Annotated in this window: 26 protein-coding genes, 9 tRNA genes and 1 other annotated feature; of the genes, 32 read left to right on the forward strand and 3 right to left on the reverse strand. The window is 35.7% G+C overall.

Annotation, left to right across the window (positions count from 1 at the left end; all coding sequences use genetic code 11):
• The first annotated feature begins 128 nt into the window (after positions 1 to 128).
• From OTK01_RS05970 to OTK01_RS06040, 15 genes are all read left to right on the forward strand, one after another.
• Positions 129 to 220 (forward strand) — tRNA-Ser (locus OTK01_RS05970).
• Positions 221 to 508: 288 nt separating this feature from the next.
• Positions 509 to 1,369 carry a 4-(cytidine 5'-diphospho)-2-C-methyl-D-erythritol kinase gene (ispE, locus tag OTK01_RS05975; RefSeq protein ID WP_029228855.1) on the forward strand — a complete coding sequence of 287 codons (861 nt, stop codon included), beginning with the start codon at positions 509 to 511 and terminating at the stop codon, positions 1,367 to 1,369.
• Between the two features lie 32 nt (positions 1,370 to 1,401).
• Positions 1,402 to 2,082: a GntR family transcriptional regulator gene (locus tag OTK01_RS05980; protein ID WP_029228854.1), complete on the forward strand. Its 681-nt coding sequence runs from the start codon at positions 1,402 to 1,404 to the stop codon at positions 2,080 to 2,082.
• 16 nt (positions 2,083 to 2,098) lie between these two features.
• The gene (locus tag OTK01_RS05985; protein WP_029228853.1) at positions 2,099 to 2,851 is read left to right on the forward strand and encodes a nucleotidyltransferase family protein; all 753 of its coding nucleotides are present in this window, start codon (positions 2,099 to 2,101) and stop codon (positions 2,849 to 2,851) included.
• A gap of 68 nt (positions 2,852 to 2,919) precedes the next feature.
• Positions 2,920 to 3,138: a DUF1858 domain-containing protein gene (locus OTK01_RS05990; RefSeq protein WP_013290320.1), complete on the forward strand. Its 219-nt coding sequence runs from the start codon at positions 2,920 to 2,922 to the stop codon at positions 3,136 to 3,138.
• A 50-nt stretch (positions 3,139 to 3,188) separates the two neighbouring features.
• A tRNA-Gly gene (locus OTK01_RS05995) sits at positions 3,189 to 3,262 on the forward strand.
• Between the two features lie 42 nt (positions 3,263 to 3,304).
• Positions 3,305 to 3,380, forward strand: a tRNA-Thr gene (locus tag OTK01_RS06000).
• Positions 3,381 to 3,558: 178 nt separating this feature from the next.
• Entirely contained in the window at positions 3,559 to 3,723 is a 165-nt protein-coding gene (gene rpmG, locus OTK01_RS06005) for a 50S ribosomal protein L33 (protein WP_013290321.1), read from the forward strand.
• 23 nt (positions 3,724 to 3,746) lie between these two features.
• The gene (secE, locus tag OTK01_RS06010; RefSeq protein ID WP_013432825.1) at positions 3,747 to 4,016 is read left to right on the forward strand and encodes a preprotein translocase subunit SecE; all 270 of its coding nucleotides are present in this window, start codon (positions 3,747 to 3,749) and stop codon (positions 4,014 to 4,016) included.
• A gap of 47 nt (positions 4,017 to 4,063) precedes the next feature.
• Complete coding sequence (gene nusG, locus OTK01_RS06015) at positions 4,064 to 4,588, forward strand: transcription termination/antitermination protein NusG (RefSeq protein WP_013432824.1); 525 nt, start codon at positions 4,064 to 4,066, stop codon at positions 4,586 to 4,588.
• Between the two features lie 40 nt (positions 4,589 to 4,628).
• Positions 4,629 to 5,054 carry a 50S ribosomal protein L11 gene (gene rplK, locus OTK01_RS06020; protein ID WP_013290324.1) on the forward strand — a complete coding sequence of 142 codons (426 nt, stop codon included), beginning with the start codon at positions 4,629 to 4,631 and terminating at the stop codon, positions 5,052 to 5,054.
• A 75-nt stretch (positions 5,055 to 5,129) separates the two neighbouring features.
• Positions 5,130 to 5,822 (forward strand): 50S ribosomal protein L1, encoded by a 693-nt coding sequence (rplA, locus tag OTK01_RS06025; RefSeq protein ID WP_013432823.1) that lies wholly within the window; start codon positions 5,130 to 5,132, stop codon positions 5,820 to 5,822.
• Between the two features lie 26 nt (positions 5,823 to 5,848).
• Positions 5,849 to 6,052: a sequence feature (ribosomal protein L10 leader region), on the forward strand.
• 24 nt (positions 6,053 to 6,076) lie between these two features.
• Complete coding sequence (gene rplJ / locus OTK01_RS06030) at positions 6,077 to 6,601, forward strand: 50S ribosomal protein L10 (protein ID WP_013432822.1); 525 nt, start codon at positions 6,077 to 6,079, stop codon at positions 6,599 to 6,601.
• Between the two features lie 49 nt (positions 6,602 to 6,650).
• Complete coding sequence (gene rplL / locus OTK01_RS06035; RefSeq protein WP_013290327.1) at positions 6,651 to 7,040, forward strand: 50S ribosomal protein L7/L12; 390 nt, start codon at positions 6,651 to 6,653, stop codon at positions 7,038 to 7,040.
• A 133-nt stretch (positions 7,041 to 7,173) separates the two neighbouring features.
• Positions 7,174 to 7,545, forward strand: coding sequence for a hypothetical protein (locus tag OTK01_RS06040; RefSeq protein WP_013432821.1), 372 nt, complete (start codon positions 7,174 to 7,176; stop codon positions 7,543 to 7,545).
• 53 nt (positions 7,546 to 7,598) lie between these two features.
• Here OTK01_RS06040 and OTK01_RS06045 read toward each other — a convergent pair whose 3' ends face one another.
• Together OTK01_RS06045 and OTK01_RS06050 are read right to left on the reverse strand one after the other, a co-directional pair.
• Positions 7,599 to 9,392, reverse strand: a complete 1,794-nt coding sequence (locus OTK01_RS06045; RefSeq protein WP_029228852.1) for an ABC transporter ATP-binding protein — start codon at positions 9,390 to 9,392, stop codon at positions 7,599 to 7,601.
• Positions 9,389 to 11,134, reverse strand: a complete 1,746-nt coding sequence (locus OTK01_RS06050) for an ABC transporter ATP-binding protein (protein ID WP_029228851.1) — start codon at positions 11,132 to 11,134, stop codon at positions 9,389 to 9,391. The genes OTK01_RS06045 and OTK01_RS06050 overlap by 4 nt, the downstream gene beginning before the upstream one ends.
• Before the next feature lie 196 nt (positions 11,135 to 11,330).
• Between OTK01_RS06050 and OTK01_RS06055 the strand changes: the two genes are divergently transcribed.
• The 4 genes from OTK01_RS06055 (at position 11,331) to OTK01_RS06075 (ending at position 17,169) form a co-directional block, all read left to right on the forward strand.
• On the forward strand, positions 11,331 to 13,880 hold the full coding sequence (locus OTK01_RS06055; protein ID WP_029228850.1) for a calcium-translocating P-type ATPase, PMCA-type: 2,550 nt from the start codon (positions 11,331 to 11,333) through the stop codon (positions 13,878 to 13,880).
• 87 nt (positions 13,881 to 13,967) lie between these two features.
• Positions 13,968 to 15,620 carry an FAD-dependent oxidoreductase gene (locus OTK01_RS06060; protein ID WP_029228849.1) on the forward strand — a complete coding sequence of 551 codons (1,653 nt, stop codon included), beginning with the start codon at positions 13,968 to 13,970 and terminating at the stop codon, positions 15,618 to 15,620.
• A 14-nt stretch (positions 15,621 to 15,634) separates the two neighbouring features.
• Positions 15,635 to 16,309, forward strand: coding sequence for a 2-C-methyl-D-erythritol 4-phosphate cytidylyltransferase (gene ispD, locus OTK01_RS06070; RefSeq protein WP_029228848.1), 675 nt, complete (start codon positions 15,635 to 15,637; stop codon positions 16,307 to 16,309).
• Between the two features lie 56 nt (positions 16,310 to 16,365).
• A complete protein-coding gene (locus OTK01_RS06075) occupies positions 16,366 to 17,169 on the forward strand; it encodes an Asp23/Gls24 family envelope stress response protein (RefSeq protein ID WP_014042379.1) in 804 nt (267 codons plus the stop codon).
• An 8-nt stretch (positions 17,170 to 17,177) separates the two neighbouring features.
• Here OTK01_RS06075 and OTK01_RS06080 read toward each other — a convergent pair whose 3' ends face one another.
• Positions 17,178 to 17,936: a DUF6062 family protein gene (locus OTK01_RS06080; RefSeq protein ID WP_029228846.1), complete on the reverse strand. Its 759-nt coding sequence runs from the start codon at positions 17,934 to 17,936 to the stop codon at positions 17,178 to 17,180.
• 186 nt (positions 17,937 to 18,122) lie between these two features.
• Here OTK01_RS06080 and OTK01_RS06085 point away from each other — a divergent pair, with 186 nt between their 5' ends.
• The 13 genes from OTK01_RS06085 to OTK01_RS06145 all read left to right on the forward strand — a co-directional run bounded on the left by OTK01_RS06085 (position 18,123) and on the right by OTK01_RS06145 (position 26,016).
• On the forward strand, positions 18,123 to 20,486 hold the full coding sequence (locus OTK01_RS06085; protein ID WP_029228845.1) for an ATP-binding protein: 2,364 nt from the start codon (positions 18,123 to 18,125) through the stop codon (positions 20,484 to 20,486).
• Between the two features lie 20 nt (positions 20,487 to 20,506).
• The gene (locus tag OTK01_RS06090) at positions 20,507 to 21,019 is read left to right on the forward strand and encodes a nitroreductase family protein (RefSeq protein ID WP_029228844.1); all 513 of its coding nucleotides are present in this window, start codon (positions 20,507 to 20,509) and stop codon (positions 21,017 to 21,019) included.
• A 20-nt stretch (positions 21,020 to 21,039) separates the two neighbouring features.
• Positions 21,040 to 21,432: a secondary thiamine-phosphate synthase enzyme YjbQ gene (locus OTK01_RS06095; protein ID WP_013430170.1), complete on the forward strand. Its 393-nt coding sequence runs from the start codon at positions 21,040 to 21,042 to the stop codon at positions 21,430 to 21,432.
• A gap of 123 nt (positions 21,433 to 21,555) precedes the next feature.
• Positions 21,556 to 21,640 (forward strand) — tRNA-Leu (locus OTK01_RS06100).
• Positions 21,641 to 21,695: 55 nt separating this feature from the next.
• Positions 21,696 to 21,785: transfer RNA gene (locus tag OTK01_RS06105), tRNA-Leu, on the forward strand.
• Between the two features lie 5 nt (positions 21,786 to 21,790).
• Positions 21,791 to 21,866, forward strand: a tRNA-Met gene (locus tag OTK01_RS06110).
• A gap of 22 nt (positions 21,867 to 21,888) precedes the next feature.
• A tRNA-Met gene (locus OTK01_RS06115) sits at positions 21,889 to 21,965 on the forward strand.
• 20 nt (positions 21,966 to 21,985) lie between these two features.
• Positions 21,986 to 22,060: transfer RNA gene (locus tag OTK01_RS06120), tRNA-Glu, on the forward strand.
• Between the two features lie 193 nt (positions 22,061 to 22,253).
• Complete coding sequence (locus OTK01_RS06125) at positions 22,254 to 22,865, forward strand: TetR/AcrR family transcriptional regulator (protein WP_029228843.1); 612 nt, start codon at positions 22,254 to 22,256, stop codon at positions 22,863 to 22,865.
• Positions 22,866 to 22,868: 3 nt separating this feature from the next.
• Entirely contained in the window at positions 22,869 to 23,966 is a 1,098-nt protein-coding gene (locus OTK01_RS06130; RefSeq protein ID WP_029228842.1) for an HlyD family secretion protein, read from the forward strand.
• A gap of 31 nt (positions 23,967 to 23,997) precedes the next feature.
• On the forward strand, positions 23,998 to 24,720 hold the full coding sequence (locus OTK01_RS06135) for an ABC transporter ATP-binding protein (protein WP_029228841.1): 723 nt from the start codon (positions 23,998 to 24,000) through the stop codon (positions 24,718 to 24,720).
• Positions 24,721 to 24,749: 29 nt separating this feature from the next.
• Complete coding sequence (locus OTK01_RS06140) at positions 24,750 to 25,859, forward strand: ABC transporter permease (protein WP_029228840.1); 1,110 nt, start codon at positions 24,750 to 24,752, stop codon at positions 25,857 to 25,859.
• A 70-nt stretch (positions 25,860 to 25,929) separates the two neighbouring features.
• Positions 25,930 to 26,016, forward strand: a tRNA-Leu gene (locus OTK01_RS06145).
• Positions 26,017 to 26,294 lie beyond the last annotated feature (278 nt).

The raw sequence follows: 26,294 nt of genomic DNA on the forward strand, positions 1-26,294 counted from the left end.
AATTTTAGAATTTCAGTATCAATATATTAAGCAAAAGGTAAGATGGTGAATGAGGATGTTTTGGGTTATTGACATATCACATCAGATGTTTTATAATAAATCTTGCATCGAAAATAGAAGATTTTCGCGGAAGGGTGTCCGAGTGGTTTAAGGAGCTGGTCTTGAAAACCAGTGACCCGCCTGAAGCGGGCCGTGGGTTCGAATCCCACCCCTTCCGCCATTTAATTTTTTATTAGGATTTTTTTTGTTACCGCTACAAAAGTGCTTGCAAGTTTTTGGACACATAGTGTAATATTATAATTGAGCAAGTATTTAAGGGACCATGAAGAGAATATGGTCTTTTTTTATTACATCTCATCTTGTGATTATAATTGTAAGAATCAATTTCCTCATATTTCTTTACATTTTGTGATAATATAGTTTTGAGGCCAAATAGAAGAATACAATATACACAATTAAACAATTAAATGACTCTTTACAATCATCATTGCGAAAGGTGTGGAATGAGTTGGAACTCAAGGCTTATGCTAAAATTAACTTAGCATTAGATGTGCTTTCGAAAAGAGAAGATGGCTATCATGAAATAAGAACTATAATGCAAACAGTGGATTTGTATGATATAATCAATATTGAAAAGATAGAAGAAGACAGTATAATTGTAACAACTTCAAGTGAAAATATTCCAACTGACAATAAAAACCATGCATACATTGCGGCTTCACTTTTAAAAGAGCGTTTTGGAGTAAAGCAAGGTGTGAGAATACATATTGAAAAGAACATTCCGGTCTCTGCAGGTTTAGCTGGTGGAAGCACTGACGCAGCAGCAGTTTTAAAAGGTCTGAATGAAATATTTGAGCTAAATCTTTCTGAGCAGCAGCTTATGGAAATTGGAAGAGAGATTGGTGCTGATGTTCCATTTTGTTTGGTAGGCGGCACAGCCCTCTGTGAGGGAATTGGCGAAAAGGTGATAAAGCTTAAGGCAGCTCCTCAGATGAATATCCTCATTGCAAAACCAGAGGTATATGTTTCTACGCAGGCTGTGTATGAGGCATTGGATCTTAGCAAGATAAAAAAGAGACCAAACATTGAAGCTATGATTTCGGCAATTGAAGAAGGTAATGTAAAAGAGATAGCAAAGAACCTTTGCAATGTTTTAGAGGTGGTTACAGTAAATCAGTATCCAGTCATAAACAGAGTCAAGGACATTATGAGAAATAACAATGCTCTTGGGACAGTTATGACAGGAAGCGGGCCAGCTGTATTTGGGATTTTTGGCAACAAGTATGATGCTTTAAAAGCTGCAGAGAGGCTCAAGGTGTTTATAAAAGAAATTATCTTGACTACAACATGTGAAGGCAGTGGAGTTTAGGAATTTTAGTATAGTAGGAGTTGTGATAAAAAATGAATGAGAAGAATGAGTCACATTATTTTTTAATAGAGAACTACAAGCCTCTGCGCGAGATTGTGTTTGAAAAGCTCAGAGACATGATTGTAAACGGCGATTTAAAACCTGGTGAAAGGCTTATGGAGATAAAACTTGCAGAAATGCTTGGAGTTTCAAGAACTCCTATCAGAGAGGCGATAAGAAAACTTGAACTTGAAGGGCTTGTTGTGATGCTTCCCCGGAAAGGTGCTTATGTTGCAGATATTTCTAAAAAAGAGATAATGGATGTTTTGGAGATACGGGCTGCACTTGACAAGCTTGCGACAGGTCTTGCAGCCCAGCGAATGACAAAATCTGAAAAGGAGCAGCTCAAAAAGGTTCTCTCTTCATTTGAAAAGAATTTTAAGTCGGGAAATATTGAAGGAATGATAAATGACGATATAAAATTGCACGACTTGATATATTTGGGTGCAAAGAATGAGAAACTTCAGCACATAATAAATAACCTTCGCGAGCAGATAACCCGGTTCAGGATAATATATCTTAAAGAGATTTACAGGAAAAATGAAAATCTTTTAAAAGAACACAATGAGATTGTAGAAGCAATTATAAGTGGAGATGTTGAAAAAGCACAGAAGATAGCAGAAGAACATATAAAAAATCAGGAAATAGAGCTTATCAACAGCTTAAAATTTTAACAAAAAGGTGAAAAATATGATAAATGCTGTAATACTTGCTGGATCTGATAAAAACAAATCAGGTACTCCTTATGAGTGCAAGGCATTGATAAAGATAGGAGAAAAATATTTAATAGAGTATGTGCTTGATGCAGTATGCAGCTCCAAGCATATTTCGCGCAGAGTTGTTGTAGGCCCAGTTCAGCTAAAAGAATTTTTAATTTTAAAGTATCCACAGGTTGAATTTGTTGAAGAAGACACCTCAATAATGAGAAATGCCAAAAAAGCGATAGAATTTTTGAACGATGACAAAAAAATCTTATTTTTAACTGCAGACCTGCCCTTTATTACCGCTGAGGCGATAGATCATTTTATCGAAGAGTCGATAAAATCAGGTGCAGATATCTGTTATCCTATTGTTGAAAAGAGCATAAACGATGAGAAATACCCTCAGATGAAAAGGACATATGGAACTGTGAAAGAAGGAACATTTACTGGTGGTAATGCCATTATAATAACTCCATCAGTATTTGAAAAGTGCTATTCACTTGCCGAAAAGCTTGTGGAAAAGCGAAAAAATCCTATTGCCATGGCGCGGCTAATAGGGCCTACCATTTTGTTGCTTTTTTTAACCAAGAGACTTTCAATCCAGAAAGTTGAAAAAAGGGTATCTAAGGTTTTTAAGGTTAAAGCTAAAGCTATCATCTCTACATATCCTGAATTGGGGCAGGATGTAGATAAAGACTCTGACCTTGTGGTGGCAAAGTTCTATCTTGAAAAAAAGAGGTAGAATTCCGATTGAAATTGTGGTATAATATAAAAAGTGATACTTTTATCTCAAGAAGGAGGCAAATAGGAATGCCAAGAATTACAACAGATACAATAATTGCAGATGTATTGAGAATTGATAGAGGGACCATTCCAATATTTTTGAACAATGGTCTTCACTGTTTGGGTTGCCCTTCTGCTCAAGGGGAAAGCATTGAAGAGGCATGTGCGCTTCATGGAATAGATGCGCAAAAGCTTGTAGACGAGCTAAACGAGTATCTCAAGAGCAAAGGCCTTTTGGATGAATAAAAAAAGACTTTACATCTTGAGCAAATCGTATTAAAATAATAAATGGTAGTGCGGGTGTAGTTCAATGGTAGAACACCAGCTTCCCAAGCTGGCAGCGTGGGTTCGATTCCCATCACCCGCTCCAAATGACAAAAAGGGGGGTATGCTCCCCTTTATTTTTGTAAGCGCCCACGTAGCTCAGCAGGCAGAGCGTCGCCTTGGTAAGGCGGAGGTCGCCGGTTCGAGCCCGGTCGTGGGCTCCATTTTAGTTATTGACAATTTTAATTGTTTATGATAGATTTAAAAAGTCAAGAAAAGAAGGGTTATTTTTTTTTGCTAATTTTCATTGTTGAAGAATACAAAGTGTTGTTCTGAAAAAAGAAAAGAGGAAAAGGATGAGGTCATTTATAGAAGGTTTGAGATGGAGGTGAACAATAGAACATGGCAGCAAAAGGTGCAAGAATGATAATTCATCTTGAATGTACTGAGTGTAAAAACAGGAATTACACGACAGAAAAGAATAAGAAGAATGACCCAGATAGACTTGAGCTTAAAAAGTACTGCAAGTTTTGTCGAAGACACACCATCCATAGAGAAACTAAATAGTTAAGAAAGAGGATGTGTGAATAATGGTGGAGAAGAAAAAGGTGGAAAAGGTAGTTGCAAAACCTCAAGTGAACAAAAAGAAGTTGAGTTTTAAAGAATGGTGGGCAAAAACTGTAAAATTTTTTAGAGATGTTAGAATAGAGATGAAGAAGGTTGTATGGCCTTCTCAAAAACAGGTGGTAAAGCACACAATTGTAGTGTTGACATTTACACTGTTTTTCACAGTGTTCATTTTGCTTGCTGACCTTATATATGACCAGCTTATCTTCAAACTTTTATTGAAGATAAAATAAAAAGCAATTCTTGAGAAAAAAGGAGGGCGGGCTTTTAGCCCTTCAAAATGAGCGATAAAAGAGCAAAATGGTATGTTGTCCATACCTATGCAGGCTATGAAAATAAAGTAAAAGCTAATTTAGAAAAAATAATTGAAAATAGAAATTTGTCTGATAGAATCTTAGACATAAGGATTCCCACAGAACTTGTCACTGAAATTAAAGATGGAAAGAAGATTGTAAAGGAAAAAAAGAAATTTCCTTCGTATGTGTTAATCAAAGCTGTAATGGACAATGAGATATGGTACACCATAAGAAATGTCAGAGGCGTGACTGGTTTTGTGGGTCCTGAATCCAAACCCACACCTCTTACAGATGAAGAAATAGAAGCGATGGGTATCAAGGAAGAGGTTGTGGAGGTATTTGACATTGAAGTTGGTGACAATGTGAAGGTTGTATCTGGTCCGTTCACTGACTTTTATGGGCCAGTTGTTGAGATAAACAGAGAACGAAAAAAGGTAAAAGTAATGCTCAACCTATTTGGGAGAGAAACTCCTGTAGAATTTGATTACCACCAAGTAGAAAGATTATAATATATTTAAACTCAAGTCAAACAGGAGGTGAAAAAGAAAAATGGCAAAGAAGGTATTAACACAAATAAAGCTTCAAATTCCAGCAGGCAAGGCAACACCAGCACCACCAGTTGGACCTGCATTGGGTCAGCATGGTGTTAATATTATGCAGTTTTGCAAAGAGTTTAATGAAAGAACAGCGAAAGATGCTGGATTGATTATTCCAGTTGTTATAACTGTTTATTCTGATAGGTCTTTTACATTCATTACAAAGACGCCTCCAGCATCAGTTCTGTTGAAGAAAGCTGCGGGAATTGAAAGCGGGTCTCCAAAGCCAAACAAGCAAAAGGTAGCTACATTAAAAAGAGATGTTATCAGAAAGATTGCTGAACAAAAGATGCCAGACTTGACTGCTGCATCTTTGGAGGCTGCTATGAGAACCATTGAAGGTACTGCAAAGAGCATGGGAATTGTGGTTGAAGACTAATATTTTTTGCACCTTAGGTAGGTGTGGGAGGTTAATTTATAGCCGCAAATACCACAAAGGAGGTTTATAAAGAGAATGTTCAGAGGTAAGAAATATCAAGAAGTCGCAAAACTTGTCGATAAAACAAAGCTTTATGACCCGGAAGAAGCAATTGAACTTGCATTAAAAACATCTTATGCAAAGTTTGACGAGACGGTTGAAGTTCATGTAAGATTAAACGTTGATCCAAGACATGCTGATCAACAGGTAAGAGGCACTGTGGTTTTGCCGAACGGTACAGGTAAAAACGTAAGAGTTTTAGTTTTTGCAAAAGGTGACAAGGCAAAAGAAGCAGAAGAAGCAGGAGCAGATTATGTAGGTGCAGAAGAGCTTGTTGCAAAGATTCAAAATGAAGGCTGGACAGACTTTGATGTATGTATTGCAACACCCGATATGATGGGTTTGGTGGGAAGACTTGGTAAGATTTTAGGTCCTAAAGGTTTGATGCCAAACCCAAAATCAGGGACTGTAACAATGGATGTTGCAAAAGCTGTGAAAGAAGCAAAAGCTGGTAGAGTTGAATTTAGGCTTGACAAGACAGCTATAATCCACTGTCCAATTGGCAAGGTTTCATTTGGTAAAGAGAAACTTCTTGAAAACTATAGAACACTAATGGATGCAATCATCAAAGCAAGACCAGCTGCTGCAAAAGGACAGTTTATAAAAAGCATCACAGTAGCAACAACAATGGGACCTGGAATTAAAATAAATCCATTAAAACCGTTATAATAGTATAAAAATGTTCTAAAATTCAAAAAGTGAATAGCCTACAACCGAAGACAGTAGGTGCAAAGTACTTTTAAAGGTACTTTGCTTAAAGGTTTGCCTACCGAGGTTGTAATTATTTTAAAACCCATCGGCCAAGATGGCTTGAAATTGTCTTTTATTGTTGGCTGAATGGGGGAAGGATAATTACAGCCTCTTTAAGGTGAACTTAAAGAGGCTTTAATAATTTTATAGGATACAAAAGGGAGGTGAATTTGTTGGCAAAGTCAAGAGCGGTAAAAGAGCAACTTTTAAATGAGTACAAGGAAAAGCTGTCCAAAGCAAAAGCTGGTGTGATTGTTTGCAATCATGGAATTACCGTCGAACAGGACACAGCGCTCAGAAAGAAGCTAAGAGAAGCAGGAATTGAGTACAAGGTTGTAAAAAAGACTTTGTTTACCTTTGCTGTAAGGGAAAATAATCTTTCTGAACTTGAGCAGTTCTTTGAAGGACCTATTGCCGTTGCATTTTCATACGACGACCCTGTAAAGGTTGCAAAGGTATTAAAAGAAGGCGCAAAAGACCTTGAAAAGTTAGAAATAAGAGGCGGATTTATTGAAGGCAAAGTAATTTCTGCAAAAGAGGTTGACGCACTTTCCAAACTTCCGTCAAGAGAAGAGCTTGTTGCAAAGATGCTTGGTGGCTTGAATGCGCCAATGTCTGGTCTTGTATATGTACTTTCTGGTACAATTAGGAAGCTTGTTCTGGCACTCGATGCTATTGCTAAAAAGCAGAGTGCTTAACATAAAATAAAAAAATAAAAAAATTTTAAAATGGGAGGTTGTTCAGAAGATGGCAAGCGAAAAGGTTCAAAAATTGATTGAAGAAATCAAAACATTGACAGTATTAGAGCTTTCTGAGATGGTAAAAGCTTTAGAAGAAGAGTTTGGCGTTACAGCAGCAGCTCCAGTTGCAGTTGCAGCAGCTCCAGTTGCTGGTGCTCAGGCAGCAGCTCCAGCTGCAGAAGAGAAGACAGAATTTAACGTTATTTTAGCAGACGCTGGTAGCGACAAGATCAAAGTTATCAAGGTAGTAAGAGAGATAACTGGTCTTGGATTGAAAGAGGCAAAGGACCTTGTTGACGGTGCTCCAAAGCCAATCAAAGAAAATGTTTCAAAAGAAGAAGCTGAGCAGATCAAGAAGAAACTTGAAGAAGTTGGAGCAAAAGTTGAACTCAAATAATGAATGTCAAATTACTGAAAAAGGGCGGGGGAAATTTTCCTGCCCTTTTTCAATTTAATGGATGAAATCTTGATTTTATTGTGGTATTATAAAATACATATTACACTAAGTTTAGGAAGGTTGGGTTAGAAAAATGAATGAAAAGTACTTAGAGATTGTCCAAAAGATAAATGAGCTTACCTCTACCATGTCAGAAGCTTTTGAGCATATCATAAGTGTTCAAATTCCGCAGCTAAGGTTTGAAGACTCTTTTTATCTTTTAAACGATATTATTGAAGCATTTTTGAGTATTTCAAGTGCTCTGAGAGTAATTCAAGATGAGTTTGACGTAGAAAGTCTTCAGAACACAGAAAATGAATTTCAGGAAAGGTTGGGCGAGCTTCTTCAGATGTACAAGCAGCCAGTAGCTGAAAAGCTTCTTGCCAAGTATCAAAACGAAATAATACCGGTTTATGAAAAATGGCAGACACAGCTTCTTAGTACAATAAACAGATACCAGGCATGAATCATAAAAAATGGCTGGCTACTTTTGGACCAGCCATTTTTTACTTAAGATTATTATTTTTCAAAATATTTGAACTGTGAAGTGTAGAGATTATAATAATAACCTTTCTTCTCAAGAAGCTGAGTATGACTGCCTTCTTCAACAATTTGTCCATCGTGGATGACAAATATCCTGTCTGCATTTCTGATTGTGGACAGTCTGTGAGCTATAATAATTGAGGTCCTGCCCGATGTTAGCTTTTCTATAGCCTGTTGGATTAAGACCTCTGTTTGAGTGTCTACTGCTGAGGTTGCTTCATCTAATATCAGTATTTTTGGGTCAGCTAAAAGTGCTCTGGCAAATGCGATGAGTTGTCTTTGACCGATAGAGAGGCGACTTCCTCTTTCGTTGACCTCTGTGTCATATCCGTTTTCCATTTTCATGATAAACTCATGAGCATTTACAATCTTTGCAGCCCTAATTACTTCATCCATTGTGGCATCAGGTTTTGCATATCGAATATTATCTGCAATTGTACCAGAGAATATAAATGTGTCTTGAAGCATTATGCCCATTTGCTTTCTTAAAGAAGATAAAGTTACGTTTTTAATGTCATGCCCGTCAATCAAGATCCTTCCCTTTTGAGGGTCATAAAACCTTGCAATAAGATTTATTATTGTGGTTTTTCCTGCACCTGTTTCGCCTACAAGCGCAATTGTCTCACCAGCTTTAATAGTAAATGAAACATCTTTTAAAACAGGTTTTTCCTCGTCGTATGAAAAAGAAACATTTTCAAACGTTATTTCACCTCTAATTGGTGGCAAGTCATATGCATCTTTGGTATCTTGAACATCTGGTTGAGTATCGAGAATTTCAAATATACGTTCGGTTGATGCCATTGCAACCAGCAGCTGGTTATAAAAGTTAGATATATTGTTAATAGGTTGCCAGAACATTCCCATATAATTAGAAAATGCTATGATTGTGCCAAGTGTTGTGTACCCCTTTCTCATCATCCAGATGCCAAAAAGAAATATGAGAACGCTCGAAAGAGTTCCAGTGAATTCTATGGTTGGCCAAAATAGATTGTTTACTCTGATTGCTTTCATCCATGTATTTTTAAATGTAGTGTTGAGCATCTTAAAAATTTCAGCATTTTTTTCTTCTCTGACAAAAGCCTGAGTTATTTTCATTCCTTGTATGCTTTCATGTATATAAGCATTGAGAGTAGAAGATTTCTTTCTAACATCTTGCCATCTTGTTCTTATTGAGTTTTTTAATATCATGATTATTAAGATTAACAAAGGAAGCACTCCAAGTGCGACAATGGATAGTTTTATATCGATTGAAAGCATTATTACTATGATAGCCCAAAGGCTTAAAGTGTCAACCAGCACATTTAAAATACTATTAGACAAAAGCTCTGATAAAGAATCCACGTCATTCATTACCCTTACCATTATTTTGCCTGCGGGTCGACTGTCGAAAAAGTTAAGAGATAGTTTCTGAAGGTGAATAAAAAGATGCATTCGAATATCTGAGACCACACTGTTGCCGAGTTTTGTCATAAAGATGGTTCTTACACGAAGACTTATTACGTACAGTAAAGTAAGTACAATATAGAAAACTGCCTTATACAAAAGAGCATGGATATTTCTTTGGGGAATATCAAAGTCAATAACCAATCTTATCAAATACGGTCCGGCAAGGTTGTAGAATGTAGCAAGCATCATCAGAAGAAGAGAGTATATAAAGTACCTTCTATATGGCTTTATATATCTCAAAAGTCTTACAAACTGTGACCAATTAAAAGGTTTTGTTATTGGTTCATCTTCTTCAATTCTAAGTCTTTTTGTGGAATTGCTCAAAACCTATCACCTTCTTTTTGTGTACTCAGAATATCTTTGTATTGCTGAACAAATATATTATAATATCTGCCTTTTTTAGCTAAAAGTTCACTATGAGTTCCTTGTTCTACAATCTTTCCATTTTCAAGGTAAAGTATCAAGTCGCAGTCTTTTACCATTGAAATCCTATGAGCAATGATAAATACGGTACAATCTTTGAAATATTCTTCTAACGCTTTGCTTATCAAATATTCTGTTTCCATATCAACCGCTGATGTTGCATCATCGAGGATCAATATCTTGGGTTTTTTCAAAAGAGCTCTTGCTATTGCAATTCGCTGTTTCTGACCACCTGAGAGGCCAATTCCTCTTTCTCCAACAAGAGTATCATATCCATCTGGGAATTCCATAATAAACTCATGTGCCTGAGCAAGTTTTGCGGCGTTTATGATATCTTCAAGAGAAGCATTTTCCACGCCGTATGCTATGTTATTTGCAATAGTGTCAGAAAACAAAAATGTCTCTTGAGGAATTACAGAGATTGCGCTTCTGAGCTTTTTAAGGTCGTAGTCTCTTACATCTATTTCGTCTATTAGTACTCTTCCGCTTGATACGTCATAAAAACGGGGTATAAGATTTACCACAGAAGATTTTCCTGAACCTGTTGGTCCCATTATAGCAACCTTCATTTTAGGTTTTACTTCAAAATTGATATTTTCTAAGACAAGATTTCCAAAGTGTTTGAAATACACGTTTTCAAACCTTACATACCCTTCTTTAACTTCAAATGGAGTTGGCTTTCCTTTGATTTTGACAGGTGTACTGAGCAATCCAAATACTCTTTCGCAAGAAGCGTTTGCTCTTTCCACCATGCTTATAATCCATCCCAATGACCTCAGAGGCCAAATTATAGCCCAAAGATATCCTTGAAAAGCCATAAGTGTTCCAACTGTAATTAAATTTTTAATTACCATAAAACCGCCCAGTGCGAAAATAATCAGTACAAGTAATGATGTCACTGCTTCAATCATAGGAAAGAATTTGCCCCAGATAAGTCCCACTGTGATATTTTGTTCTTTGTATTCGCTGTTGGCAGACGAAAATTTCTCTATTTCAAAGTTCTCTTGTGAGAAAGCCTTTACAACTCTGATGCCTGTAATATTTTCCTGAGTCGCTGTGTTAAGTTTTGAGTACTTTTCTCGTATCTTAATAAATTCTGGTCTTATGGTTCTATCAAAAACATAAACCAAGATTAGCAATATCGGAGTTGAGAGAAGCAAAGCAAGTGTAAGCTTTACATTTAAAATGAACATTATGGTAAGGGATATCGAAAAGTTCAAAATATTTTCGGCAAGCAGAGCTAAGGCAGTGGAGAAAAACATTCTAATTCCTTCCAAGTCACCTGTCATGCGTGCCATGATTTCTCCTGTTCGAGTTTTGTCATAAAATTCATAGGTCTGTCTTTGTAAAAAATTGTAAAGCGTTTCTCTTAGTTCATAAAGTATGTTCTGGGATACTTTTTCAAATAATAATGAGTGACCATATCTTATAAGACCCCGCACCAAGCTTACACTGAGCATTGTGATGACAAATGGTAAAAGCAAATGATACTTTTTCTTTGAAATTACTTGGTCAATTATCAGTTTAGAGATATATGGATTTACCATTCCAAGGGTTATAGATATTGAAATGAGAACAAAACCAAGGATTAAAAATTTTTTATATTTTCGAAAATATGGTGATAATCTTTTTAAGTTGTCCACGTAAGAAGCACCCTTCCAAACTTAAATTTTCATTTACTTGCTACTTTAATACATTATAAACCTGTTTTATGTGAAAATAAATATAAGAATTTTAATATTTAGCTCACTTTTTTAAGCCTTTATTTGTTCTTCATAAAACATTGAGCTTTTTAATAATATTGTTTATAGATATTCAGGCGAGGATGATAAAACCACGATGGTAAACAATCTTAAAAGCTTTGAAAAAGGGCTTTCTTTAAAAGAAGCTGAAGAGAATTTGGAAAGATTTGGTATAAACGAGATAGAGATTGAAAAAAGAAAAAAACCTCTTTCAATATTTTTAGACCAGTTCAAAGATATCCTGGTTCTGATTTTGGCTGTATCTACAGCTTTGTCATTTTTGCTCGGCGAATTTTTAGATGCTATTGTTATCTTTTTTCTTATAATTTTGAACGGAACATTGGGATTTATTCAGGAATACAAAGCCGAAAGAGCTTTAGAATCTTTAAAAAACTATATTTCCTACAAAGCAAAAGTTATAAGAGACGGAAAATTAGAAGTAATTGAAGCAAAATATGTAACAGTAGGAGACATTGTAGTAATTGAAGAGGGAGACAGAATTCCAGCAGATGGAGTATTAGTCGAAGGATATTCACTGAAGGTTGATGAGTCTATCTTAACAGGTGAGTCTATAGCCGTGGACAAGGATGTTCACACTGAAAATAAACTTTATATGGGTACGTACGTAGTCAAAGGAAAGGGTTTAATGAGGGTTACTTCAATAGGGCTTAACACCAAAATGGGGCAAATAGCAAAGGTACTGGTAGAAACACAGGAGACTAAAACACCTTTGCAAGTCAGATTAAACCAGCTTGGCAAAATACTTGCTGTAATTTGTATTGCTATATGCAGTGTAATAGTAATATTGGGAATAATTAGAAAACAAAATATCTACGACATGTTTATGATAGGAATAAGTTTAGCAGTTGCAGCAATTCCTGAAGGTCTTCCTGCTGTTGTAACAATTACCTTGGCAATAGGGGTTCAGCGCATGGCAAAGAAAAATGCACTTGTAAGAAAGCTTTCATCTGTTGAGACCTTAGGGTGTGTAAATGTTATTTGTTCAGACAAAACAGGAACTTTGACAGAGAACAAGATGACTGTGAAAAGGATAGAGACAGTTGACATGAGCATAGAGGTTGAAGGGACAGGGTATGATTTGAAAGGAAGGATTCTTTTAAACGGCCGAATTGTAAAAAATCAGCTTCTTGATTACATAATGATGTGTGCTGTTAACTGCAATAATGCAGAGTTAGAAAAAATAAGAAATGACTTAAAAACAAGCGGTGACCCAACTGAAATAGCACTTTTAGTTTTAGCAAAAAAATATAAAGAGTATATAAAAAGAGAAGAAAAAGTGGCAGAAATACCTTTCGATTCTAACAAACGGTATATGGGTGTGACAGTAAAATATGGTGATAGCAGTATTTTATTTATCAAGGGTGCGTTTGAGAGCTTGATTGGAAGATGCAAGTTTTATATGTGTCAAGATGGGACAATAAAAGAACTTACCTCCTATGAAAAGAGGATAATTGCCAAGAAAAATGAACTGATGTGCAGTGCAGCATTGAGAGTTTTGCTTATGTGCATGAAATTTAATTCACAAGATGTAGATGATATGATTTTTTTGGGGCTTGTTGGAATGATAGACCCACCCAAAAGAGGTGTCAAGCTGGCAATTAGCAAGGCAAGAAAAGCTGGAGTTAAAACAGTTATGATAACAGGTGACCATAAACTTACAGCGTTTGCAATAGCAAGGGAACTTGGAATTGCAGAAAGCTTTGAAGAGGTGGTCACAGGCGAAGAACTTGAAAAGGATGAGAAGTTTATCGAAAAGAATATTGACAATATTTCGGTATTTGCAAGGGTAGACCCACTTTGCAAACTAAAAATTGTAAGACTTTTAAAAAGAAAAGAGAACATTGTTGCCATGACAGGTGATGGAATAAATGACGCACCAGCAGTCAAAGAAGCAGATATTGGTATCGCCATGGGAATAAGTGGGAGTGATGTTACAAAAGAAGCTGCTTCAATGATATTGCTTGACGATAATTACGCCACAATTGTTCATGCTATTGAAGAGGGAAGAATTATCTATGACAACATAAAAAAGTTTGTTAAATATCTTCTTGCTTGTAATATTGGCGAGGTATTGATAATGCTTTTTACCTCAATATTAAATTTGCCAATTGCCCTCTTGCCCATGCAAATTCTATGGGTAAATCTTGTGACAGATGGTCTTCCAGCAGCAGCTCTTTCTCTTTCCAAAGGTGATGAAGACTTAATGAGAAGACCGCCAAGACCAAAAAAAGAAAGCCTTTTTGCAGGTGGACTGATGCAAGAAATAGTATTAAGAGGGCTTTCAATCGGCATATTTGCAACCTTGTCGTTTTACTTACCTCTTTTTAAAGGCTATGACCTCACAACGGCAAGAACAGTTGCATTTGCTACACTTGTAATATCTCAGCTCATTTTTGCCTTTGAGTGTTCGACAAATAAAAGGAATGTATTTTCAATGTTGTTCGGAAACATATACCTTTTAATTGCTGTAATTTCATCGTTTGTTTTATTTTTACTGGTAATATATATACCACAGCTGGGTATAGTATTTGAGGTAAGTCCCTTGAAAAGTCTTGAATGGGGTATCATCATAATCTGTTCATTATTTCCATCTTTGCTTCATAATATATTTGCAAAAAATATCTAAAGTGATAAAATGAAATGAGAAGATAATTTGATAAAGAAATGACATATAGAATTTAAAATTACTGATAGAAAGGGGAATGACAAACAAATGAAAATTGTTATAATCGGTGGAGTTGCAGCTGGAGCATCTGCAGCCACAAAAGCCAGAAGAACAAACGAACATGCTCAGATTGTACTGCTTGAGCAGGGAGAGTATGTATCATTTGCAAACTGCGGTCTTCCGTACTATGTTGGTGGAACAATCCCAAAAAGAGATAGCTTGCTTGTTGTAAGAGAAGAGCTGTTCAGGAAAAGATATAACATTGATGTTCGCACGTTATCCCAGGTTACGAAAATCAACAGAAATAGGAAGACTGTGACAGTTTTAGACAAAAGAAATAATACAACATATGAAGAAAGCTATGACAAGCTTATCATTGCAACAGGTGCAAGGCCTTTTGTTTTGCCTTTTTTGAAAGATTGCAAAAACTCTTACACATGTTTTACACTCTACGACGTTGATAAAATAAAAGAGGCTTTCTCTGCAGCTCCAGTTAAAAAAGCAGTTGTAATTGGAGCTGGCTATATTGGCATGGAACTTGCCGAGCAGCTAAATCTTCTGGGTGTGGATTGTACCATTGTTGAACTAAAAAGTTCTATTTTGCCTCAGTTTGACAAAGAGATGACAAACCCTGTTGTGTATACGTTAAAAGAAAAAGGTATTGATGTGAAAACTGGGGTATCTGTGGTTGATGCAGATGTTGTTGACGGGGTTGCAAAGAGGTTAAAACTTTCAAATGGCGAAGAGGTAGAATGCAATGTTGTTTTTCAGACAGCAGGTGTGATACCAAATGTTGAGCTTGCAAGAGAAGCAGGCCTTGAAGTGAACAGGGGAATTGTGGTAAATAACAAGATGCAGACCTCTGACCCTGACATTTATGCAGCCGGCGATGCAGTTGAAGTAAAAAGTATTATCACAGGCAAAAATGTATGGATTCCTTTGGCAGGACCTGCAAACAAGCAGGGAAGAGTTGCTGGGTGCAATGCAGCAGGCGGAAACTTGGAATTCAAAGGAGTAATAGGCAGTTCTATTATCAAGGTATTTGACTGGGCTTTGGCGAAGGTTGGACTTAGCGAAGCTGAGTGTAAAGACCAAGGACTTGATTATAACGTAACAACTGTTCATCCTCTTCATCATGCTGGTTACTATCCAGGCGGCAAGCAGCTGACAATAAAACTTATATTTGACAACTCAACTGGCAGAATTTATGGTGCACAGGTTATTGGAAAAGAAGGAGTTGACAAAAGAGCTGATGTTATTGCAACTGCAATATATGCAGGTTTGACAGTATTTGACCTAGAAAATCTTGACCTTGTATATGCACCGCCATTTTCATCTGCAAAAGACCCTGTTATAATGGCTGGCATGACAGCTTCTAATATAATACGTGGAGAGGTTAAAAATATTTTGCCTGACAGAGTATTTGAGCTTCTTGATAATCCAGAGTATCTTATCTTAGATGTAAGAACACCAGAAGAGTACGAGTTTGGACATATAAAGGGAGCAGTGAATATTCCTGTAGATGAGCTTAGAAACAGACTAAACGAACTTCCAAAGGACAAGAAGATTATTGTTTACTGTGGTGTGGGATTTAGGTCATATCATGGATGTTTGATTTTAAAAGCAAATGGTTTTGATTGTTGGAATATGAGCGGTGGCTGGACATCATGGAGAATGTACTATCCTGATATGGTAGAGTAAGTGGAGGGAAAAGAGTGAAAACATGCGCTATTTTGTGTGCGGCAGGTAAAGGCACAAGGTTTGGGGGGGATACCCCCAAACAATTTTTATTTTTAAAGGGCAAAATGATAATTGAATATTCTCTTGAAGTGTTTGAAAAATCACATTTTATTGATGGAGTTGTGCTGCTTGTACCTCAAGGTTTTGAAGATATTGCAAGATGTTTAAAAAATAAATTCAGCAAGGTTATTTCCTGGGATTATGGTGGGAAAGAGAGAGCAGACACTGTAAAAAGAGGATTGGAGATTTTAAAAGGTGAGTGTGATATTGTTGCAATCCACGATGCTGCAAGACCTTTTATTACTTTAGAGCTTCTGGAAAAATTAATTGCTGAGGTTGAGACTCATTTTGCAGTTGCGCCTGGCATTTTGGCAAAGGATACTGTAAAGTTTGTAGTGGATGGTCACATTCAAAATACATTGCCACGGTCTAATATATGTTTGATACAAACCCCTCAAGTTTTTAAGTTTGATTTAATATATAGAGGATATGAGATGGTTAAAAATGAGTTGTTTACAGATGACCTTCAGTATGTTGAGTTGATGGGTATAAAGCCTAAGATAATTGAAAATAGTAGCATAAATTTCAAAATAACAACAAAAGAAGACCTTCTGATTGCGGAGGCTATTGTAGAGAAGGGGTATTGGTAGTAAAATATCTTTTGAAAGGTTTTAAAACTTTTTGAAAAGGTTGTGAGGCTGTGAAAGTGTATGCTTTAGTTGGACCAAGTGGTACAGGTAAAAGCTATAAGGCAATAGTGGTTGCGAAGATGCTGGGAGCAAGTGCTATAATAGACGACGGTATTTTGGTTTACAACTCAAAGCTTGTTGCAGGAAAGTCTGCAAAGAAAGAACCTACATATTTGGCTTCAGTAAGAAGAGCGCTTTTTATGGAAGATGATCATGCAAATGAAGTGAAAAAGGCAATAAAAGATTTGAACATTGATTCTATTTTAATCTTAGCTACATCCAAGCAAATGGCACAGATGATAGCAAAAAGATTAGAATTGGGAACTATTGAAAGGTTTGTTGATATCAAAGAGGTTTCGAGCGACTTTGAGATAAAAAAAGCAATAACCATGCGAAATAAAGAAGGAAAACACGTTGTACCTGTTCCAACTTTTGAAATAAAAAAGGACTTTTCTGGTTTGCTGATATATCCTTTAAAGCTTTTTAAAAGAATAAACCTCAACGATTATATTGTTGCTGAAAAGACTATAGTAAGACCTACCTTTAGCTATTTGGGTGAATATACTATTTCAGAAAATGTCTTGATTGCGTATGTTCGCAGAGTACTCAAAAAAAGCAATGATATTGCTAAGATACTTTCAATTGACCTTGCTATCAAAAATAATCTGTTGTATATAAAGATTGAGGTTATATTAAAATTTGGTTGCAACATAAAATCTGCACTTGAAGGAATACAAAGGGAGATAAAAGAGGAGATAGAATATTATACCTCAATAAATGTAGAGTACATTCACATCATTGCAAAAGGAGTACAGGTGTAAAAATACTTTTACTTGTATTTTCCAAGTTTTTCAGTAGCATTCAAAAGAGAGTTTCTTATCTCTTCAGTCACAGTATTATTGGCATTTCGATAGTCAAACTGTTTATTAAAGTCACAAACGTTTGTATAAATTCGAGAGAGATTATCAAGCTCAATTTTACAAATTTTTTCGGCAAAATTGTTGAGTTCTTTTCCGGACAAACAATTTAAAGAATACTTCAAAAGTTCATTGAAATGATGTAGGCAAAATCCTTTTGAAGAAAGAACTTTTTGCTGAAAATCTTTCTGGTTTTTCCACATGAAAAAGAATACTTCAAAATAATTTTTCATTCTTGCTTGAATTCTTTCACAGATAACGCACTGGACAGAGAGGTTTTCTAAGTATTGGATTAGATCTGTCAATTTGTTTTTGTTCAAATTTTGATTACCAAGAAGTTTTTTTATAAATCCGTCTTTTTGCTGCAACGTTGCCGCTGAGAAATTGGAATATATAAGTTTTTCAAGATGTTTTTTTATTTCATTAAGGTGAGTTTCCAATATAAGGCCATAAGGAAGCTTATTTTTTTGTTCGAGCAGCATGTGAAAATGCCTTCTGCAAAAACCTTTTTTGTTAGTTTCTATCCTTGCATCAACCTCCATAACACTTTCACCGAGCACAATTTCAATGCATTGTTTTTCGAAATTATTTTCAAGGTAACAAAAAGCACATTCACAATTTACTGAAAAAGCATCATTGACAGGAATCATGTATATCTTTTCGTTTCTCATTAGCATCTAACTCCTTATATTTTTTATTTTTAATAGTTACCAGTTTTAAAATGGTTCATAACATTTATTTTACAGCCTTTTTCTCTTTCTAACAACAACAAAGTTGTTTTTATAAAAAAGAATAAATATCGAAAAAATGGGTATAAAATTTTTAAAGTAAAACTAGAAAGATGGAGTGAAAAGTTTATGAAGCTTACACCAGATAAATTAAAAAAGAATGTAGATTTATCCAATTTTGAATTTAAAAACACAAACGAGATAGAACCTTTGACAACAATAATTGGTCAAGAAAGAGCCAAAAGAGCATTTGAGTTTGGACTGAGCGTTACCACAAAAGGATACAACATTTACATGTGTGGTCCCACAGGTACAGGTAAGACAAGTTTTGCCGAAAATTATTTAAAGGAGATAGCAAAAAACAAACCTGCTCCGAACGACTGGGTTTATGTTTATAATTTTGCCAATCCTGACTCGCCTATTGCAATATCTCTGCCGAAGGGAATGGGCAAAGTTTTTAAGAAAGATATGGCAGATTTTTTAGAGTTTGTAATTAATGATTTGAAGAAGGTTTTTAACAGTGAGGAATACGAAAATGACAAAAACAATATCTACAATGAGTACCAGGAAAAGAGGACACAGCTTTTAGATAGGTTAGCTGAAGAAGCAAGAGAATATGATTTTGAGATAAAGTACACTCCAAGCGGTGTGTATTTCATTCCTATTGTAAATGGGAGGGCTATTTCAGAAGAGGAATATCCTGAGTTAGAAAAGACTATCAGAGATGAAATAGAAAAAAAAGTCAAGAAGCTTCAACTTGAAACTCAAGAAGTTCTAAAGAAAATAAAGATTCTTGAAAAAGAGTTGAAAGAAAGAATAAAAGAACTACAAAAGAGGATAGCCGTCTTTACGATAAGTCATTATGTATATGAAATCAGAAGCAAGTATAAAGATAACAAAAAAATTTTGGACTATATTGATAGTGTGACAGATGACATAATTGAAAACCTTGACGATTTTTTGGACAAAGAAGAGGAGGATACATCTTTACCTTTTCAATTTGTTCCGTATAAAAAGATGTCAAGACTTGATAAATATAAGGTCAATGTTATTGTTGACAATTCGGAATTAGAGGGTGCGCCTGTTGTTTATGAAGTAAATCCAACCTATTACAATCTCATAGGTAAAATTGAATATGATAGCGAGATGGGCAACATCCTTGTTACAGACTACACAAAAATCAAGGCGGGAGCAATTCACAGAGCAAACGGAGGATATCTCATCCTTCAGGCAAAAGATTTGCTAAGCTATCCACAGGCATGGGAAGCCTTGAAAAGAGTACTAAAAACAGGTCAGATATACATTGAAAATCTAAAAGATATTTATGGACTTTTTATAACCCCTTCTTTAAAACCAGAACCTATACCAGTTGATTTAAAGGTTATTTTAATTGGCAGTGAATATATTTATAACATCCTATACACATACGATGAAGATTTTAAAAAGCTTTTCAAGATTAAAGCTGATTTTGACAGCGAAATGGATTACAATCAAGATAATCTCTATAAGATGATTCAGTTTATTAGTTCATTTTGTAAAAAAGAAAATGCATTGCCATTTTCCAAGGATGCCGTTGAGAAGGTAATTGAATATTCCTGCAGACTTGTTGAGAACCAGGAAAAGCTTTCAACGCGGTTTAATGAAATTGTTGAGATATTGGCAGAAGCTAACACCTGGGCTGAACTGGAAAGAAGTAATGTGGTGAAGAAGGAACATGTGAGCAAAGCAATTTGTGAAAAAGAATACAGAAGCGCAAAATATGAAGAAAAAATAAACCAGATGATTGAGGAAGGTACTATTTTAGTTGATGTGGATGGCTATAAGTCTGGCCAAATAAATGCTCTTGCAATTCTGGATGTTGGTGACTATGTTTTTGGCAAACCTTCTTTAATAACAGTTGCCACAAGTAGCGGAAGAAGTGGTATAATAAATATTGAACGTGAAGTACAAATGTCTGGAAAAACTCATAGCAAAGGTATTTTAATTATCTCAGGCTATATTTCACAGCTGTTTGCCCAAGATATGCCACTTACGTTAAATGCAACTATATGTTTTGAACAGCTATATTCTGGCATTGAAGGTGATTCTGCATCAGCAGCTGAACTTTGTGCCCTGCTTTCAGCCTTAAGTGATGTGCCCATCTATCAGGGAATAGCAATAACAGGTTCTGTAAACCAAAAGGGAGTGATTCAGCCTGTTGGTGGTGTGACAAAAAAGATAGAGGGTTTTTATTATGTTTGCAAGAAAAAAGGTTTAAATGGCAAGCAGGGTGTTATAATCCCACATCAAAATATAAAAAATTTGGTATTGTGTGACGAGGTGGTAGAAGAAGTTAGAAAAGAAAATTTTCACATCTGGGCAGTAAAAACAATCGATGAAGCTGTTGAGATTTTGACAGGCAAAAAGTTTGAAGAAGTGGTACTTTTGGCAAGACAAAAGTTAAAAAGATACTTAGACAATTTGGTAAGTTTTAGTGATAAAAAAGATGAGTAAGAAAGGAGAGATATTTTGAGATGTCTATGGATATGTTAGAAGTTTTAAAGTCTCGAAGAAGTATCAGGAAATATAAAAAGAATATGGCTATTGACAGAGAAGTTATTGAAAAGATAATTGATGCTGCAAGATTTGCACCTACTGCAAGAGGAAATGAAGGCTGGGAATTTGTTGTAGTAACAGATGAAAACATTAAAAGACGAATTGCTCAAAAAGCCCGATATGGCAGATTCATAGAAGATGCTTCGTGCTGTGTTGCTGTGCTTTATGAGAAAGATTTCGAATATATTTTAGAAGATATGTCAGCGGCGACCACATATATTTTAGTGGCTGCAAAAGCTTTAGGACTTGGCAGCTGTTGGGTTGCAAGCTATAAAAAGGAGCATTCAGAAGATGTCAAGAAGCTGCTAAACGTTCCAGACAATTTAGAACTTTGTGCGCTCATTGCAATAGGTTATGCTGATGAAGAACCTGTGAGAAATAAAAAGCCACTATCTTCGATACTTCACTGGGATAAATACCAAAGAAAATAATACGGGAGGGAATTTCTGATTTGTTTAGGGAAATTGAGATAAGAACAAAAGACAGGGTGGACTTTGTTGATATTACAAGTAAGCTAAAAGAAATTGTTAGACAGTCTAATATCGAAGAAGGACTAATGACAGTATTTGTTCCACATACAACTGCAGGTATTACAATCAATGAGCATGCTGACCCGTCGGTTGTAAGTGATATAAAAAAACAACTTGAAAAGTTAGTGCCGGCGAACAATGGCTATAGCCACAGTGAGGGGAATTCTGATGCGCATATAAAGGCAAGCTTGATAGGTTCATCTGTTAATATTATAATTCGAAACGGTGAAATGATGCTTGGTACATGGCAAGGAGTGTTCTTTTGTGAGTTTGATGGTCCAAGGAGAAGGAAGATATATGTGTATATAAAATAAAGTTTTTATTTGCTCCGAACACCTCATAAAACAATAGCAAGGATTAAGACAGGTGTTCGGAGCAAAAACCTTTACATTTGACAAAGAAGAAAGCTTGTGCTAAAATATAATACGCAAAAACAAGCGGGTATGGCGGAATTGGCAGACGCGCTAGACTTAGGATCTAGTGGCAACAGCCGTGGGGGTTCAAGTCCCTCTACCCGCACCAAGAGAAAAATATCTTGACAAAAGCAAGTGAAATCATTAAAATATATAATTGCGATGCCGGAGTGGCGGAACTGGCAGACGCACAGGACTTAAAATCCTGGGACCTGAATAAGGTCGTACCGGTTCAAGTCCGGTTTCCGGCACCAGATGTCGCGGGGTGGAGCAGCTGGTAGCTCGTCGGGCTCATAACCCGAAGGTCGGAGGTTCAAATCCTCCCCCCGCAACCAAAAATTTTAAAATATCAAAGATGGCGGCGTAGCTCAGTTGGCTAGAGCATGCGGTTCATACCCGCAGTGTCAGCGGTTCGAATCCGTTCGCCGCCACCATTTTATGTAATAAGAAGTATGGCCCCGTGGTCAAGTGGTTAAGACACAGGCCTTTCACGCCTGTAACAGGGGTTCGAATCCCCTCGGGGTCACCAAATAAAAAAGGAAAATAGGGCTTTTTAAAAGGCCCTTTTATTTATTTTATACGATCTTTTCAATATATTTCTTATCCTTTTTCACCACAATTTCAAATGTGATGTTTCGTTTTTTGAAATTGACATTCCCAATCTTTTAATTTATAATAAAAAGTGAGTAAGTACTTACTAAATAAAGGGTGGTGAGAAATTAGTGAAAAAGAGTGAAGTAACAAAATATAAGATAATTCAAGCAGCTATAAAGCTTATTTCTCAAAATGGTTATGCTGCTACAACCACAGCTCAAATAGCAAAGGAGGCAGGAGTTTCTGAGGCCACACTTTTTAAATATTTCAAAAACAAAGAAACCCTTCTCAAAGAGGTTATTAAAGCAGGATTGACAGAGATTTTAAGCCAGGTTGCTCTTTTACCATTAAAAGAAAATATTAAAAAGAGTATGGCTTTTAAAACTCCAGATTTTATAAAGTCATTAATACGTGAAAGACTTGAGATGGCAGAAAAAAATATTGATATTTTCAAAGTTGTGTTGATTGAAATACAATACAATGACCTCTTAAAAAAAGAGGTAAGTGAAAAAATGGTACCCAAAACCTGTCAAGCAAAGCAGCTTATTGAAAGAATACTTATGCAAAAAGCTGGTATCAGTTCTGATATGGCAAAAGGCCTTTCAAGGGTAATGATAGGTACAGTGTTAACTTTTTTTATTCAAAAATACATTTTGGGAATTGAGACTTCTGAAGATGAACTGGATAGAGAGATTAACAATGTACTTTTGGTATTCAAAAAAGCAATTGGGGAGGAGTAAAAAATGGCAAGTATAAAAAACAAAACAAAATTGGTTTTGTTGGCATCTTTTTGTATAATTTTTTTGTTTTTATTGACAGGATGTAAAGCAAAAAATGATGAAGATATTTATTCGTCGACAGTTGAGGTAAAAAGCATAGATGTAAATAGTGAAATTGCCGGCAGAGTTGAAAAGGTGTATGTTGAGGAAGGTTCTAAAGTAAAAAGAGGAGATGTAATAGCCAAACTAGATAGTGGCATTTTGGAAATTCAGAAAAACTTGGCTTTGTACAATCTTGAAGTTGCAAAGATTTCTTCTGAAATTGCAAAAGAAAACCTTGAAATTGCGAAATTAAAATATGCTCTTGTAAGCAAAAAGCCATCTAAATATCAGTTAGAGCAGTTGAAAGAAAGTATCTTTCAACTGAAAGAACTTAAGGCAGGCAATGAAAAGAACATTTCTCTGCTTCGCCAAGCTATTGAAGATTTAAAAGCTGTTAGGGTTTCAAACCCTGAAATGATTAAAGCTTTGACCGAACTAAAATTTCAGCTGAATTCCTTGGAGGCGCAAAACGAAAGTTTGGCACATCAAATTAATTCTCTTGAAGTTCAGCTTCAAATGGTAAAAAACGAGACTGTAATGCCTGAAGACAAGTCAATATATGCAATATCAGTTGAAATTGCTCAAAAGAATTATTCGCAAGCTATGGAATATGTAAAGATAGCAGAAGGAAACTTGAAACTTTGTGAGGAAAATCTAAAAAAAGCCACCATCATTTCACCAGCAGATGGTATTATTTCGATAAAGGGCGTTGAAGAAGGTCAATTTATTGGACCTGGTAGTTTTGTAGCTCAAATTTCTCTTGCCCAATACTACCTTAAAATTTATGTACCCTCGACCAAGCTTGGAAAGGTAAATATAGGGAAAGAAGTGAGTATTGCTTCTGAGAGTGGCCAGATAGCATATGGAAAGATTGCGTATATTTCTGATAAAGCTGAATTCACTCCGCGGAATGTAGAAACAAAAGATGAAAAACAAAAAATGGTTTTTATGGTAAAGATAAGCATTACAAAGAATAAAGAGATACTCAAGCCTGGGATGATTGTGGATGTAATTTTATAAATCATTTTCAGAAAGGTAGGTGAAGGTTAATTTGGACAAGGCTATAAAAATTGAAAGACTTACAAAGAAATTCGGTAGCTTTGTTGCGGTGAATAATATTTCATTTGAGGTGCCAAAGGGTTGTATTTTTGGACTGCTTGGCCCTAATGGCTCTGGGAAAACTACAACTATAAAAATAATCTGCGGAGTATTAAGAGCTACAGAGGGTTATGTTGAAGTTCTTGGGAAGGATGTTTCAAAATACCCTGAAGAGGTAAGACAAAATATTGGGTATGTTTCTCAAAAATTTAGTTTGTATGAGGATTTGACGATTGAAGAGAACATCAATTTTTATGGAGCTGTGTATGGCCTTTCAAAAAACGAAATTGAGGCAAAAAAGAAACAACTTGTAAAGCTCTTCAAATTTGAAGGTAGAGAAAAGTCTCAAGTCGGTACCTTATCCGGCGGAATGAAACAAAAGCTTGCTTTTGCATGTGCCACACTGCACAACCCGCAAATCCTGATTTTGGATGAGCCCACAGCAGGAGTTGACCCCATTTCAAGAAAGGAATATTGGGAAATGATAAAATTTTTTTCAAACAGCGGTGTGACAGTGCTTGTAACAACCCATTATATGGACGAGGCAGAAAGGTGTGATATTGTTGCTTTTATGTTCAATGGAATTTTAAAAGAAATTGACACGCCTTATAATGTAAAGAAAAAGTATATGTCTGACAGCATAGAGGATGTCTTTGTGAAGGTATTTTCTGAGTAAAAGTGTTCAAAAAGAGGTGTTAGTTTGCTATGAGAGGATTTTCAGCAAGAAGGTTCTTTGCTATTGCTAAAAAAGAATTTATTCAAATAAAAAGAGACAAAGCAAGTTTTGTTTTGGCATTTGTAGCACCGTTTATTATGCTTATGCTCTTTGGATACGCTGTTAAAATGGATATAGAGAATGTTGTAATCGGCATACTTGATATATCAAATACACTTGAAAGCAGAGAAATTATTCAAAAACTTAGGAATACCAGGTATTTTAAGCCAAATTTGTTTGCACAGAATCAGAAAGAAATTGATGAGTGGCTTGACAGTGGAAAAATTAAAGCTGCTCTGATTATTCCTTCAGATTTTTCTACAAAGCTAAAACAAAAAAGAAGTCCACAAGTTTTATTCATTGTCGATGGTACAGACCCAACAATAGCAAAGACAGTATTTACAAGTGGTATTTTAACAATACAAAATATGTATAACCAAAGTATGCAAAATAAGCCTATTATTGATTTAAGAACAAGAGTCAAGTACAATCCTTCAATGAAAAGCGAACTTTTTACAATACCCGGACTTATGGGTTTGATAATGCAGAACATAACAATTATACTTACTGCCTTTGCTATTGTGAGGGAAAGAGAAAAGGGAACTATTGAACAGCTGATTGTAACACCTATAAAATCAATTGAACTGATATTGGGTAAGCTTATACCTTATATATTTCTTGGATTTGGAGATTTTTTGGTGGCGCTATTATTTGGTGTTACCTGGTTTAAAGTGCCAGTAAGAGGCAGTATATTATTACTTTTGCTCTTTGGACTGGAATTTGTTCTGTGTGCTCTTATGATTGGAATACTTATCTCTTCTATTTCGAAAACCCAGCTTCAGGCAATGCAACTTGCACTTTTGTTTTTACTTCCAAGCGTTCTACTTTCAGGTTTTATGTTTCCAAGAGAAGCAATGCCATCTGTGATAAGGTTTTTGGGTAATTTTGTTCCTCTTACTTATTTTCTTATAATTTTGCGTGGAATTGTTTTAAAAGGAGTAGGAGTTGAACAACTTTGGAAAGAAGTATTGGTATTAGTGTTTCTTGGAATACTTCTCCTGCTGGCTTCTGTAAAGAAATTTTCAAAAAAGCTTGATTGAATCCAAAATAATGTTATTGACAGACCATGTGGTAATAGCTTAAAATATATTAAAGAAAGAGTAAAGTTTTGCGGATGTGGCGGAATTGGCAGACGCGCAAGACTCAGGATCTTGTGGGGCTCTCCCCATGGGGGTTCAAATCCCCCCATCCGCACCATATAACGTGTGAGAAGGTATAAGTTGAATGGGATAAAATGAAAATAGACCCGTTAGACATTTGTTGTCTAACGGGTTTTTTGTTTTAGAATTTCAAGCTTCACTTTATACAATTATTCCATTGATTCCCTTCAAAGGTTTGTCACTTCTTTTTATAGACAGAGCTTGTGAGATGTAATATAATAAAATAAAAGTATACTTGAGCTGTATTTTTGGTAAATGTAAATATATAACATAAATGAAAAAAAAAAAAAAAAAAAAAAAGTTGTTACTTGAAGA

The sequence above is a fragment of the Caldicellulosiruptor acetigenus genome (assembly GCF_026914305.1).
Lineage (GTDB): Bacteria > Bacillota > Thermoanaerobacteria > Caldicellulosiruptorales > Caldicellulosiruptoraceae > Caldicellulosiruptor > Caldicellulosiruptor acetigenus.